12 protein-coding genes are annotated in these 12,487 nt (G+C 65.6%); 7 read left to right on the top strand and 5 right to left on the bottom strand.

The window, feature by feature from the left end; genetic code table 11:
* Window positions 1-6 precede the first annotated feature (6 nt).
* Window positions 7-849 carry an EAL domain-containing protein gene (locus CLM60_RS06390; RefSeq protein WP_095588332.1) on the bottom strand — a complete coding sequence of 281 codons (843 nt, stop codon included), beginning with the start codon at window positions 847-849 and terminating at the stop codon, window positions 7-9.
* A 126-nt stretch (window positions 850-975) separates the two neighbouring features.
* Here CLM60_RS06390 and CLM60_RS06385 point away from each other — a divergent pair, with 126 nt between their 5' ends.
* On the top strand, window positions 976-1,575 hold the full coding sequence (locus CLM60_RS06385) for a DNA-3-methyladenine glycosylase I (protein WP_095588331.1): 600 nt from the start codon (window positions 976-978) through the stop codon (window positions 1,573-1,575).
* 27 nt (window positions 1,576-1,602) lie between these two features.
* Window positions 1,603-2,523 (top strand): N-acetyl-gamma-glutamyl-phosphate reductase, encoded by a 921-nt coding sequence (gene argC / locus CLM60_RS06380; RefSeq protein WP_095588330.1) that lies wholly within the window; start codon window positions 1,603-1,605, stop codon window positions 2,521-2,523.
* Here the strand turns inward: argC and CLM60_RS06375 are convergent.
* Window positions 2,520-3,455: a sterol desaturase family protein gene (locus CLM60_RS06375; protein ID WP_095588329.1), complete on the bottom strand. Its 936-nt coding sequence runs from the start codon at window positions 3,453-3,455 to the stop codon at window positions 2,520-2,522. The genes argC and CLM60_RS06375 overlap by 4 nt on opposite strands.
* Window positions 3,452-3,847, bottom strand: a complete 396-nt coding sequence (locus tag CLM60_RS06370; RefSeq protein WP_095588328.1) for a hypothetical protein — start codon at window positions 3,845-3,847, stop codon at window positions 3,452-3,454. The genes CLM60_RS06375 and CLM60_RS06370 overlap by 4 nt, the downstream gene beginning before the upstream one ends.
* A 167-nt stretch (window positions 3,848-4,014) precedes the next feature.
* Here CLM60_RS06370 and CLM60_RS06365 point away from each other — a divergent pair, with 167 nt between their 5' ends.
* Window positions 4,015-5,067: a cytochrome-c peroxidase gene (locus CLM60_RS06365; RefSeq protein WP_176473813.1), complete on the top strand. Its 1,053-nt coding sequence runs from the start codon at window positions 4,015-4,017 to the stop codon at window positions 5,065-5,067.
* Window positions 5,068-5,113: 46 nt separating this feature from the next.
* Here the strand turns inward: CLM60_RS06365 and CLM60_RS06360 are convergent, their stop codons facing one another.
* Window positions 5,114-5,677 carry a TlpA family protein disulfide reductase gene (locus CLM60_RS06360; protein WP_095588326.1) on the bottom strand — a complete coding sequence of 188 codons (564 nt, stop codon included), beginning with the start codon at window positions 5,675-5,677 and terminating at the stop codon, window positions 5,114-5,116.
* Between the two features lie 24 nt (window positions 5,678-5,701).
* Between CLM60_RS06360 and argH the strand changes: the two genes are divergently transcribed.
* The 4 genes from argH to CLM60_RS06340 are packed head-to-tail and all read left to right on the top strand — an operon-like array spanning window position 5,702 to window position 11,220.
* Complete coding sequence (gene argH, locus CLM60_RS06355; protein ID WP_095588325.1) at window positions 5,702-7,093, top strand: argininosuccinate lyase; 1,392 nt, start codon at window positions 5,702-5,704, stop codon at window positions 7,091-7,093.
* Between the two features lie 23 nt (window positions 7,094-7,116).
* A complete protein-coding gene (locus tag CLM60_RS06350; RefSeq protein WP_245848280.1) occupies window positions 7,117-7,269 on the top strand; it encodes a hypothetical protein in 153 nt (50 codons plus the stop codon).
* Between the two features lie 60 nt (window positions 7,270-7,329).
* Window positions 7,330-8,595, top strand: coding sequence for a diaminopimelate decarboxylase (lysA, locus tag CLM60_RS06345; RefSeq protein ID WP_095588323.1), 1,266 nt, complete (start codon window positions 7,330-7,332; stop codon window positions 8,593-8,595).
* Between the two features lie 36 nt (window positions 8,596-8,631).
* Entirely contained in the window at window positions 8,632-11,220 is a 2,589-nt protein-coding gene (locus CLM60_RS06340) for a TIGR02302 family protein (protein WP_095588322.1), read from the top strand.
* Between the two features lie 10 nt (window positions 11,221-11,230).
* Here CLM60_RS06340 and CLM60_RS06335 read toward each other — a convergent pair whose 3' ends face one another.
* The gene (locus CLM60_RS06335; protein ID WP_176473812.1) at window positions 11,231-12,361 is read right to left on the bottom strand and encodes a zinc-ribbon domain-containing protein; all 1,131 of its coding nucleotides are present in this window, start codon (window positions 12,359-12,361) and stop codon (window positions 11,231-11,233) included.
* Window positions 12,362-12,487 lie beyond the last annotated feature (126 nt).

Genomic DNA, 12,487 nt, shown 5'->3' with positions numbered 1-12,487 from the left:
GGTGGATCAGGCTGTTTTCTGCCGTGTCCTGCCATATTCCCAGGGCGGGCTCAGGCTGGGGGCGCCATAGTAATAGCCCTGCATGCAGTCGATCCCGGCGTCGCGCAAAAAGCTTGCTTCTTCATGGGTTTCCACGAATTCCGCCACGGTGACCATGTCGAAATGCTGGCCGATCCCGATCAGGGCACGCGCCAGCACCTGATTGTCGGGATCGTCATGGATGCGGCGGATGAACTGACCGTCGATCTTCAGGATGTCGAAGTAGAACTGCTTGAGATAGCGGAAGGCGGTATAGCCCGCGCCGAAATCGTCCAGCGCAAAGGCGATTCCCTTGTGCTGAAGCTCGGCCATGAAGGCTGTGACCAGATCGGGCATCTGCATCGCAGAGCTTTCCGTGATCTCCAGGATCAGGCGTTCGGCCAGGGTGTCGTTCCGACGAAGCCAGTCTTCCAGGATCCGTTTCCAGCGGGAATAGCCGATCGACCGGGCCGACATGTTGATCGACAGCCGCAGGTCGGGCGCGGCCTGAAGCGCGGCCATGCCCATTTCCAGCGACAGGCAATCGATCTGGCGGCCCAGCTCCTTGTCCTCGATATCCTCGATGAAATCGCGCGCGGGGATGATCCGCCCGGTATCGTCCATGATCCGGATCAGCCCCTCGTAAAAGGCGGGCTGCGCGGTGCCGTCGCAGGTCATCACCGGCTGATAGGCCAGCGCCACGTTGCGGCTTCCCACCGCGTGTTGCACCATCTGCAGGACCGACTGGTCGCGGGCGGCGGTGGCCGCTGAAAGCGGGCTGTCATCGGTGTCGATCGCAGCCGGTTGCGGGGGTCGTTGGGTTGAGGTCATGTCTCTCTCCGCTTGTCCCGCCCACTCTTGGCGGTATTCGCTAAAGAGAGCTTAATGTTCCTATTTAGTTCTAATTGTGCTAAATCTGTTCCCACATGTCTTTGCAATTGAAAAGATTGAAAAAAAATGGAACATCGCTGCGACTGGTGCGGAACCGAGGAAATCTATGTCGACTATCACGACACCGAATGGGGCGTGCCCGACCCCGACAGCCGCGCGCTGTGGGAAAAGCTGATTCTCGACGGGTTTCAGGCGGGTCTGAGCTGGATCACGATTCTGAAAAAGCGCGAGAATTTTCGCGCCGCCTTTGCCGGGTTCGATCCGCATGTGATCGCCGAATGGGACGAGGCCGAGATCGCGCGGCTTCTGGCCGATCCGGGCATCATCCGTCACCGGGGCAAGATCGCCGCGACCATCGGCAACGCCCGCGCCTGGCAGCGGATCGAGGCGCGGCAGGGCTTTGACCGGTTCCTGTGGGATTACGTGGATGGTCAGCCGATTCAGAACCGTTTCCGCACCATGGCCGAGGTTCCGGCCCAGACGCCGCTGTCGCAGAAGATCTCGAAGGACCTGAAGGCGGCGGGGTTCAAGTTCTGCGGGCCGACCATCGTCTATGCCTTCATGCAGGCGGTGGGGATGGTGAACGATCATCTGGTCGGCTGTCATTGTCACGACCGCGTGGCGGCGATGGGCGCGGGGCTGGATTTCGGCGCAAAGACAGGATAGGCCGCGCCCGAGCACGAGGGGCGAGAGATGGCACAGAAGATCTTCATTGACGGCGAGGTGGGCACCACCGGGTTGCAGATTGCGGCGCGGCTGGAAACCCGTGGCGATATCGACCTGATCCGGCTGGATGAAAGCCGCCGCAAGGATCGCAATGCCCGGGCCGAGGCGCTGGACGCCGCCGATATCGCCATCCTGTGCCTGCCCGACGATGCCGCGCGCGAGGCGGCGCAGATCGTGGCGGGCGGCGACACGCGGCTTCTGGATGCGTCGACCGCGCACCGGGTCGCGCCCGACTGGGTCTATGGCTTTGCCGAGATGACCGCCGGTCAGGCGCAGGCGATTGCCGGTGCGCGGTTCGTGGCCAATCCCGGCTGCTATCCCACCGGCGCCATCGGGCTGATCCGCCCCTTGCGCGAGGCCGGGCTGCTGCCCGCCGATCTGGGTGTCAGCATCAACGCGGTCAGCGGCTATACCGGCGGCGGCAAGGCGCTGATTGCGGAATACGACGCGGGCACCGCGCCCAAGGGCTTTGTTTATGGCACCGGGCAGGCGCACAAGCACCTGCCCGAGATGGCGCAATACGGGTTGCTGGACCGCGCGCCGATCTTCGTGCCGTCGGTCGGGAATTTCGCCCAAGGGATGATCGTGCAGGTGCCGCTGCATCTGGCCGACCTGGCGGACACGCCCACGCCGGGCGATCTGCACGGGGCGCTCGCCGCGCATTACGCCGGATCGCAATTCGTCACCGTCGCGCCGCTGGGCGATCCGGGCCGGATCGACGCCGAGGCGATGAACGACACAAACGGCATGACGCTTTATGTCTGTGGCGATGCGACCCGCGCGGTGCTGGTCGCGGTGCTGGACAATCTGGGCAAGGGCGCATCGGGCGCGGCGGTTCAGAACCTGAATCTGATGCTGGGTGTTGATCCGGCGACGGGCCTGACCTAACCGTCGGTGAAACCGGCGCTGCCCCGACCCTCGGGGTGGCGGGCCAGGTGTTTGGCCTTGATCCCCGCTGTGGTGTCGCGGCTGCCGTCGTGGCTCCACCCCGGGGGCGCGACGGCGTACATCAACCGCTGGCGCAGGCTCAGGCCGGGTTGTGCCATGTCGCGGAAAATGGCGACCCATTCGTGGAACGCCACGCGCAGCGGGTTGAAGGTGCCCAGGTTCACAACCAGCCCGTAATCGACCTTTTCGGCGTCTTGCTCCGGCACGAAGGTGCCGAAAAGCTTGTCCCAGATAATGAACACGCCGGCATAGTTCGCATCCAGATATCGCGCGTTGCGGCCGTGGTGGACGCGGTGGTGGCTGGGGGTGTTCATCACCGCCTCGAACCACCTGGGCATCCGGCCAATCGCCTCGGTATGGATCCAGAACTGATAGATCAGGTTCAGCCCGCCGCAGAACAGCACCAGCGCGGGGTGAAAGCCCAGCAGGATCAGCGGCGCACGCACCACCATCATGAAGGTGAAGGTATAGGTCCAGGTTTGCCGCAACGCGGTGGTCAGGTTGTAATGCTGGCTGGAATGGTGGTTCACATGGCTGGCCCAGACCCAGCGGATGCGGTGCCCGAACCGGTGCACCCAGTAATAGCGCAGGTCATCCAGCACGAAACACAAGCCGATGATGGGCCAGCTTGTGCCCAGGTCCAGCGGCGTGACCCGCCACAGCACCATGAAAAAGCCCCAGGCGATGAAGCCCAGCACCAGCCCCGAGGCCACGTTGCCCGCCCCCATGATCAGGCTGGTCAGCGCATCGCGCGTCTCGTACCGGCCGCCGCGGCCGCTGATGTGGATCCACAGGAATTCGGCCAGGATCGCGGCGATGAAGAACGGCACGGCGAGTGTCACGACATCGGGGAAGGTGATCTGATCGGTCATGGTGCGTGTCCTTCGATGCGGGTTTGCCAGGCGCGCGCCTCGTCCGGGCGCAGGTGCAGGGTGACAGTGGGGGCGGTGAAATCGCGCAGCCGCACGCGCAGCCCCGCGCCGCAGGGGGCAAGCGTCGCCCCCGTCAGCAGCCGGGCCGAGGTGTCGGCGCCAAGCGCCCAGACCAGCCCGACGCCCTGCGCGGTCTGCACCAGCGCGGCATGGCCGTCCTGCGCGACTTGGGCGCTTTGCACGTCGTCTTCGGGCCAGTGATGGCGCCACATCCGCGCCGCGTCATCGGCATCGCGGATCACGACCTGCCGGGAATGGCCCAACAGGTGCAGCAAAGCCGTGATCCCGGCAATGCCCAGAACCACCAGCGGCAACAGGACGTGCAGCGGCATGATCTCCTCCCACCCTCAGCAAGGCGCAGGGCCGCGCGGCCTGTCAACGGTGGCGCCACGTCACGGGGCAAAATGCGGGGCGTATTGATCTGGCTCAATGCGTGCTTCTGGAATCGTTCTAGATTGGGGTCGAACGCGCGTATCAGAACCAATGCAGGGAGAGGCTCATGTCTCAACTACGCACGCGCGTCATGCTTGGCGCCATCGCCGCAACCGCTTTTCATGCAGCACAGGCCGACGAGCTGCGCGACTATGCGCTGGAGATGTTCCAGCCGTTGCCGTCGACCACGCCGGCGGTGAAAAACAACCCGATCACCCCCGAGAAGATCGACCTGGGCAAGGCGCTTTACTTCGATCCGCGCATGTCCGCGTCGGGGGTGTTCTCGTGCAACTCGTGCCACAACCTTGCGACGGGTGGGGATGACAACCTGGAAACCTCGATCGGGCATGGCTGGCAAAAGGGGCCGCGCAATGCGCCGACGGTGCTGAATTCGGTCTTCAACGAAGCCCAGTTCTGGGATGGCCGCGCCGCCGATCTGGCCGAGCAGGCCAAGGGCCCGGTGCAGGCGGGGGTCGAGATGGCGAATACCCCCGACAACGTGATCGCCACGCTGAATTCGATGCCGCAATATGTGGAATGGTTCAAGGCGTCGTTCCCGGGCGAAGAGGACCCTGTGACCTTCGACAATTTCGCCAAGGCGATCGAGGCGTATGAGGCCACGCTGATCACGCCCGCGCCCTTTGACGCGTGGTTGAACGGCGATGACGGCGCGATGAGCGACGACCAGAAACAGGGGCTTCAGGTGTTCCTGGATGCGGGCTGTGCGGCCTGTCACAACGGGGTGAATGTGGGCGGGCACGATTATTACCCGTTCGGTCTGGTCGAAAAACCGGGGGCCGAGGTTCTGCCCGAGGGCGACAAGGGCCGCTTTGCCGTGACCGAAACCGTGGATGACGAATATGTCTTCCGCGCAGCGCCCCTGCGCAACATCACCGAGACCGCGCCCTATTTCCACTCCGGCAAGGTCTGGAGCCTGCACACGGCGGTCGAGATCATGGCGGAATCGCAGCTTGGGGCCGAGCTGAGCGGGGACGAGGTCGAGCAGATCGTGGCCTTTTTGGGCACGCTGACCGGCACGGTGCCTGAGGTCGAATACCCGATCCTGCCCGCTGAAACCGCAGCGACCCCGCGCCCCAGTGGCGAAGTGATCCCGAACTGATTGTCAGAAAAACACCAAGCGCCCGCCCGACCGGCGGGCGTTTGGCTTATCCTGCGGTCTGATCCAGCAGCGCGGCGATGATCGCCTTGGCGCTGTCGCTGTCCCATTCGGCATCGCCGGTCATGCGGGCGATCTCGCGTCCCTCGGGGTCCAGAATCACCGTGACCGGCAGGCCCAGAACCGCCATCTGGCGCGACAATTCCTGTTTGGGGTCGCGCAGGATCGGCAGGGTTTCGATCCCGCCATCGGCAAAGAACCGTTCGATCCCCGGCACCGGGTTGTGGCCCGTGGCCACCGGCACCACCGCGAAGGTCTCGCCGCCCAGCTCGGCCTGTAGCCGGTCGAGCGACGGCATCTCCTTGCGGCAGGGGGCGCACCAGGTGGCCCAGAAATTCAACAGAACATATTTGCCGCGATAATCCGCCAGGGCCGATTTCGCGCCGCCCGCATCCAGCAGCGTCGCCTCGACCGGGGCCTTGGCTTCGGCATGGAAATTCAGCTTTTTCATATCGCCGTCGCGCAGCGCCGCGACCGCGCCCATATCGGCCAGCGCGGCGTTTGCACACAGGCTCAGGGCCGTGTAGAGGACGACAGACCGAAACAAGCTCATATTCAATGCCTCCAAGGTGGCCAGATGACCAAAGACCAATCGAACGCCATGTGGGGCGGCCGCTTTGCCGCCGGACCCGACGCGATCATGGAAGCCATTAACGCATCCATCGGATTCGACAAGCGCATGGCCGCCCAGGACATTGCCGGATCGCGGGCGCATGCCGCGATGTTGGCCGCACAGGGCATCATTACTGATAGTGATGCCAAGGCGATTGGGGAAGGGCTGCTCACGGTCTTGTCAGAAATCGAAGGCGGGACCTTCGAATTCTCCACCGCGCTGGAAGACATCCACATGAATGTCGAGGCGCGGCTGAAGGACATCATCGGCGAACCGGCGGGCCGTTTGCACACGGGCCGGTCGCGCAACGATCAGGTGGCAACGGACTTCAAATTGTGGGTACGCGATCAGATCGACGCCGCCATCCAGGGGATCGAGGCGCTGATGCGCGCCTTTCTGTCCCAGGCCGAGGCCGGGGCCGATTGGGTGATGCCCGGCTTCACCCATCTGCAGACCGCGCAGCCGGTGACCTGGGGCCACCACATGCTGGCCTATGTCGAGATGCTGGGCCGCGATCTGAGCCGCTTCCGCGACGCGCGGGCGCGGATGAACGAATGCCCGCTGGGCGCCGCCGCGCTGGCCGGAACCAGCTTTCCCATCGACCGCGACATGACGGCACAGGCGCTGGGCTTTGACCGGCCCGCGGCCAATTCGCTGGACGCCGTGGCCGACCGCGATTTCGCGCTGGAGTTCCTGTCGGCATCGTCGATCTGCGCCATGCATCTGAGCCGGTTTGCCGAAGAACTGGTGATCTGGTCCAGCGCGCAATTCCGCTTCGTGGTTCTCAGCGACCGGTTCTCGACCGGCTCGTCGATCATGCCGCAGAAGAAGAACCCCGATGCGGCGGAACTGATCCGCGCCAAGATCGGGCGCATCCTTGGGGCGCAGGTGGCGCTGTTCACGGTGATGAAGGGGCTGCCGCTGACCTATTCCAAGGACATGCAGGAAGACAAGGAACAGGTCTTCGATGCGGCGGACAGCCTGATGCTGGCGCTGGCGGCGATGACCGGCATGGTCAGCGACATGACCGCCAACCGCCCCGCGCTGGAAGCCGCCGCCGCCAGCGGCTTTTCCACCGCGACCGATCTGGCCGACTGGCTGGTGCGCAGCCTGAACATGCCGTTCCGCGATGCCCACCACGTGACCGGCTCGCTGGTGGCGCTGGCGGAATCCAAGGGCTGCGACCTGCCTGAACTGACCATCGAGGACATGAAATCGGTGCATGAACACATCACCCCGGATGTCTTCGACGTGCTGGGCGTTCACAACTCGGTCGCCAGCCGCGTAAGCTATGGCGGCACCGCACCCGAACAGGTGCGGGCACAGGTAGCACGCTGGAAAACGGTGATGGGATGACACGGATTGCGGGATTTCTGTTGATGACGGCGCTGCTTGCGTCCTGCGGCGCCGATGGCGAACCCACGCGCCCGTCGGTCAATGCGGGCGTCGGCATCGACAGCAACGGCAATCTGCGCACCGGTGCCAGCCTGGGCACGCGAATCGGTCCGGTGGGGGTCAGCGTCGGGCTGTGACCCGCGCATGGGCGCAGCTTTGCTGTTGAAACCGCTGGGTTTTGGCCTTAATCGCGCGGCATGGATCATTTTCTGTACCGTGACGGCGTTCTGCATGCCGAAGACGTCCCCGTGGCCGAGATTGCCGCGGCGGTCGGCACCCCGTTCTATTGCTATTCCACCGCGACCCTGACCCGGCATTACCGGCTGTTCGACGAGGCGTTGGCGGGGCTGGATCATCTGGTCTGCTATGCGATGAAGGCCAATTCGAACCAGGCGGTGCTGACGCTGCTGGGTGGGCTTGGCGCGGGGATGGATGTGGTCTCGGGCGGGGAATACGCGCGTGCCCGTGCCGCCGGTGTGCCGGGCGAGCGCATCGTGTTTTCCGGCGTCGGCAAGACGCGCGCGGAAATGCGTACCGCGCTGGAGGGCGGCATCCGCCAGTTCAACGTGGAATCCGAGCCCGAGATGGAGGCGCTGAACGAGGTCGCCCTGTCGCTGGGCACCGTGGCGCCGATTACCGTGCGGGTGAACCCCGATGTCGATGCCAAGACCCACGCCAAGATCGCTACCGGCAAATCGGAAAACAAGTTCGGCATCCCGATCGCCCGCGCGCGCGAGGTTTATGCCCATGCCGCCCTTTTGCCGGGGCTGCGCGTGGTGGGGATCGACGTGCATATCGGCAGCCAGCTGACGGATCTGGAACCGTTCCGGCTGGCCTATCGCAAGGTGGCCGAGCTGACGACAGCGCTGCGCGCCGATGGCCACGACATCACCCGGCTGGATCTGGGCGGGGGGCTTGGCATTCCTTACGAACGGTCGAACACCGCGCCGCCGCTGCCAGTGGAATATGGCGCCATGGTGCGCGAGGAACTGGGCGATCTGGGGGTCGAGGTCGAGATCGAGCCAGGCCGCCTGATCGCGGGCAACGCGGGCATTCTGGTCAGCCAGGTGATCTATGTAAAATCGGGCGAGGGGCGGGATTTCCTGATCCTGGATGCGGCGATGAACGACCTGATCCGCCCCGCCATGTACGAGGCGCATCACGACATCGTGCCGCTGATCGAACCCGCGGCGGGCGTGGAATACGCGCCCTATGACATTGTCGGGCCGGTCTGCGAATCCGGCGATACCTTTGCCAAGGCGCGCCAGATGCCGCCGCTGAAATCGGGCGATCTGGTCGCGTTTCGGTCGGCGGGTGCCTATGGCGCGGTGATGTCCAGCGAATACAATACGCGGCCGATGATCCCCGAGGTTCTGGTCGACAAGGATAAATTTGCCGTCATCCGCGCGCGTCCTACCTTTGACGAGATGATAAACCGCGATACCATCCCTGTATGGTTGTGACCTGCAATGGTGCGGGCACGCCGCCCGGACCAGAGCATGCGCAAGCGCGACAACACCGACACTGACATCCGCAGGACCGTGGCCTGGCCGCTTTGGCTGACCCGGGCCGGTCTGGTGTCCGAACAGGTGACATGGGCGTTCTGGCCGCTGTGGACCTTGCTGTTCGCCCTGCTGGCGCTGTTGGCGATGGGCGTGCACGAGATGCTGCCGCAGCCGGTCGTTCTGGGCGGTGCGGTGCTGGCGCTGCTGGCGGGGGTCGGGCTTTGCTATCGCGGCGTGCGGCGGTTCCGCTGGCCGGGCATGATCCAGGCCCGCGACCGGATCGACGCCACCCTGCCGGGGCGGCCGCTGGCCACGCTGGAGGATGACCAGGCCATCGGCGCGGGGGATGCGCAATCGGAATATGTCTGGCAGGCGCATATCGCCCGGATGCGCGACCGTGCGCGCCAGGCCCGCGCCGTCGCGCCCGATCTGCGGATCGCGGGGCGTGACCCGTTCGGGCTGCGCTATGTCGCGTTCACGGGGTTTCTGGTGTCACTGCTTTTCGGATCTGTCTGGCGCGTGGCCAGCGTGGGCGACACGCTTGCCCCGCCCGCCGCGGCGCTGGCCAGCGGCCCCGCGTGGGAGGGCTGGATCGAACCGCCCGCCTATTCCGGTCAGCCGGGGCTTTATCTGAACGACATCTCGGCCGACACGGTGCGCGTGCCCAAGGGCAGCCAGATCACCCTGCGGCTTTACGGCGAGGTCGGCGCGCTGAGCGTGAGCGAAACCGTGTCGGGCCAGCCCGCCGACAGCACCGTGCCCGATGACGACGCCATGAGCCACCGGATCGAGATCGCCCAAAGCGGCGATCTGGTGATCGACGGGCAGGGCGGGCGGTCCTGGTCGGTGATCATGCAGCCCGATGCGCCGCCCACGGTCCAGATTTCGGCGGCCCAGTCGCGCGGTCGCGGGGGCGAGATCCGCCAGCCCTTTGTCGCGCGCGACGATTACGGGGTGACGGCGGGCACGGTCGAGATCACGCTGGATCTGGACGCGGTCGAGCGGCGCCATGGCCTGGTCGCCGATCCCGAGCCGCGCGAGGCGCTGGTGCTGGACCTGCCGATGCCGATCACCGGCGACCGCACCACGTTCGAGGAGGTCTTCGCCGGCAATTTCTCGGAACATCCCTGGGCGCGGATGCCGGTCCTGATGCGGTTCCGGGTGACCGATGCGCCGGGACAGGTCGGCGAAAGCAGCCCGATCAATGCCAATCTGGGCGGGCGCCGGTTCTTTGACCCGCTGGCCGCGGCCATCGTCGAACAGCGGCGCGACCTGCTTTGGACCCGGGCCAACGGGACACGCGTGGTGCAGATCCTGCGGGCGATCCGGCACGATCCGGGCGATGCGTTCCCGTCCAGCGCGACCTATCTGAAATACCGCGCGGCGCTGCGGCAGCTTGAGGGCGGGGTCGATACCGGCCTGACGCCCGAGCTTCGCGATGAGGTCGCCCAGATCCTGTGGGATCTGGCGATCGAGATCGAGGATGGCGATCTGTCGAACGCGCGCGAGCGTCTGGAACGCGCCCAAGACCGCCTGTCCGAGGCGATGAAGCGCGGCGCCAGCGACGAGGAAATCGCCGAGCTGATGGACGAGCTGCGCGAGGCGATGCAGGATTTCATTCGCGAGCTGGCCCAGAACCAGCAGCAGCAACAGGATGGCGACCAGCAGCAGGCCGAGAACCAGCAGCAGATGCAGGAACTGTCGCAGCAGGACCTGCAGGACATGATGGACCAGCTGCAGGAGTTGATGGAGCAGGGCCGCATGGCCGAGGCGCAGCAATTGCTGGAGCAGCTGCGCCAGATGATGGAAAACATGCAGGTCGCCCAGGGCGAGGGCGGGCAGCAAAGCCCGGGCCAGCAGGCGATGGAAGGTCTGGCCGAGACGCTGCGCAACCAGCAGGGCCTGTCCGACGATGCGTTCCGCGATCTGCAGGAGCAGTTCAACCCCGGCGCCAATGCCGGCGAAAGCCAGCAGAACCAGGGCCGCGATGGCGGTCAGGGGCGCGGCCAGGACCATCAGGGTCAGGGCGGGCAACAGGGCCAGGCACAGGAAGGCGACGGTCAATCGGGCGGCCAGCCCGGATCGCAGCCGCCGCAGGGTCTGGCCGAGCGTCAGCAGGCGCTGCGCGACGAGCTGCGCCGCCAGCAGCAGAACATGCCGGGCCTGAGCGGCGAACAGGGCGAGGCGGCGCGCGATGCGCTGGACCGCGCGGGCCGCGCGATGGAACGGGCCGAGGACAGCCTGCGCGAGGATGATCTGGCCGGGGCGTTGGACGACCAGGCCGAGGCGATGGAAGCCCTGCGCGACGGCATGCGCAACATGGGCGAGGCGCTGGCCCAGCAGCAACAGGAACGCGCCGGCGATCAGGGCGAGGCGATGGGCCGGGCCGACCCCAACAGCCAGCGCGACCCGCTGGGCCGTGAACGCGGCAGCCAGGGGCAGGTCGGAACGGGTGACAGCATGGTGCCGGGGGCCGATGACCGGGCGCGCGATCTGCTGGACGAGATCCGCCGCCGGTCGTCGGAACAGGAACGCCCGCAGATCGAACTGGACTATCTGCGGCGTCTGCTCGACCGGTTCTGACGCCGCCGGGTTATTGCGCGGCGGCGTTCTGTCCGGCGGTCATCTTGTCGACAAGGCTGCGCAGCAGGTCATCCAGCGCCACGCGGCCCGCATCCACCCCACCGGTATACATATCCAGCGCGGGTTTCGCCGCGGGCAGCTTCGCGGCGATGTCGGGCGCAAAGATGTAAAGCGCGACCAGAAGCCCCGCAAACAGGATCACCAACGAGAAACTGCGCCCGAACGAGCTCGATTGCGGTTCCAGGTCGTGATCGGGGGCGATTTCCTCGTCGCTGTTGAACTGGCCGTGCCGTTCAGACGTGGCGCGCAGGGTCGAGTTGATCTCTTCGATATCGGGCAGCAGATCGCGGCGCGATCCCGCATCGCGATCGTCGGAGGCGTCGTCGGCCCCGACCAGCGCCGTCACCGCCGCAGCCCCCTGCAGGCCCATCTCGCGCTGGCCACCGAACAGGGTGTCGTTTTCATCGGCCGCGCGGGCGCGCTGTTCGTGCTCGGCCTCTTCGCGCAGGACATTGACGACAGATTCGTCCAGCGCCCGGCGCGGCGGCTGCGGGGTCTCTTCGGCATCCACGGGCACATCGCCGAACGCACCGGCCATCAGCCCGGCAATCGCGGCATCGGTCCCGTCATCGGGGGTCTCTGCCGGGGCATCGGGCGCGGTGTCTTCGGGCGCGGCGGTGTCGGCGCCTTCGGCCACGGCGGGTTCTGGTGCGGGCGGAGTATCCTCGGCCAGGATCGGTGCGTCGGCTTCGGGTTCGGCTTCGGGCGCAGGGGGCGCCTCGGGTGCCTCGTCCGGCGCGGACAGATCGTCGGCCGTGTCGTCGTCGGTGTTGAATTCGTAAAAGGTTTCAGTGTCCTGATCGAAGGACACAACGCTTTCATCCGCCTCGGGCGCGGGTTCTGCGGTGTCGGGTTCGGGGATCTCGGGCTCGACCGTATCCTCGATATATTCCTCGTCGGGCTGGGTCTCTGCGACCGGGGTGTCGACGGGTTCCGGTTCGGCGGGCGTTGCGGCAATGGCGGCTGCGGGCTGGAACCAGGTCTGCCCGCAATTCGAACATTGCACGTCCCGGCCCTCTGCGGGGATCACGGAATCGTCTACCTCGTATTGCGCGCTGCAATTCGGGCAAATAAGTCGCATAATCTTTCCAACTCCGTGCAATAGATTTCGCGCGGTCCTGCCTCTAACCGTGCAATGTTTTACCATGCGATACAAAAAATCAAAGTGTTTGCAACCGCATACGATTGAAACTGCATGTCAGATCGC

It is taken from the genome of Actibacterium ureilyticum (assembly GCF_002285435.1).
GTDB lineage: Bacteria > Pseudomonadota > Alphaproteobacteria > Rhodobacterales > Rhodobacteraceae > Actibacterium_C > Actibacterium_C ureilyticum.
This window is presented reverse-complemented; position numbering and strand designations above follow the sequence as displayed.

Excerpts from the sequence above, each read along its gene's own strand:
- argC (WP_095588330.1), top strand. The coding sequence starts at position 1,603 with ATGGCACAGAAGATCTTCATTGACGGCGAGGTGGGCACCACCGGGTTG.
- CLM60_RS06385 (WP_095588331.1), top strand. The coding sequence starts at position 976 with ATGGAACATCGCTGCGACTGGTGCGGAACCGAGGAAATCTATGTCGAC.
- CLM60_RS06375 (WP_095588329.1), bottom strand. The coding sequence starts at position 3,455 with ATGACCGATCAGATCACCTTCCCCGATGTCGTGACACTCGCCGTGCCG.
- CLM60_RS06350 (WP_245848280.1), top strand. The coding sequence starts at position 7,117 with ATGACGGCGCTGCTTGCGTCCTGCGGCGCCGATGGCGAACCCACGCGC.
- CLM60_RS06340 (WP_095588322.1), top strand. The coding sequence starts at position 8,632 with ATGCGCAAGCGCGACAACACCGACACTGACATCCGCAGGACCGTGGCC.
- CLM60_RS06335 (WP_176473812.1), bottom strand. The coding sequence starts at position 12,361 with ATGCGACTTATTTGCCCGAATTGCAGCGCGCAATACGAGGTAGACGAT.
- CLM60_RS06390 (WP_095588332.1), bottom strand. The coding sequence starts at position 849 with ATGACCTCAACCCAACGACCCCCGCAACCGGCTGCGATCGACACCGAT.
- argH (WP_095588325.1), top strand. The coding sequence starts at position 5,702 with ATGACCAAAGACCAATCGAACGCCATGTGGGGCGGCCGCTTTGCCGCC.
- lysA (WP_095588323.1), top strand. The coding sequence starts at position 7,330 with ATGGATCATTTTCTGTACCGTGACGGCGTTCTGCATGCCGAAGACGTC.
- CLM60_RS06365 (WP_176473813.1), top strand. The coding sequence starts at position 4,015 with ATGTCTCAACTACGCACGCGCGTCATGCTTGGCGCCATCGCCGCAACC.
- CLM60_RS06370 (WP_095588328.1), bottom strand. The coding sequence starts at position 3,847 with ATGCCGCTGCACGTCCTGTTGCCGCTGGTGGTTCTGGGCATTGCCGGG.
- CLM60_RS06360 (WP_095588326.1), bottom strand. The coding sequence starts at position 5,677 with ATGAGCTTGTTTCGGTCTGTCGTCCTCTACACGGCCCTGAGCCTGTGT.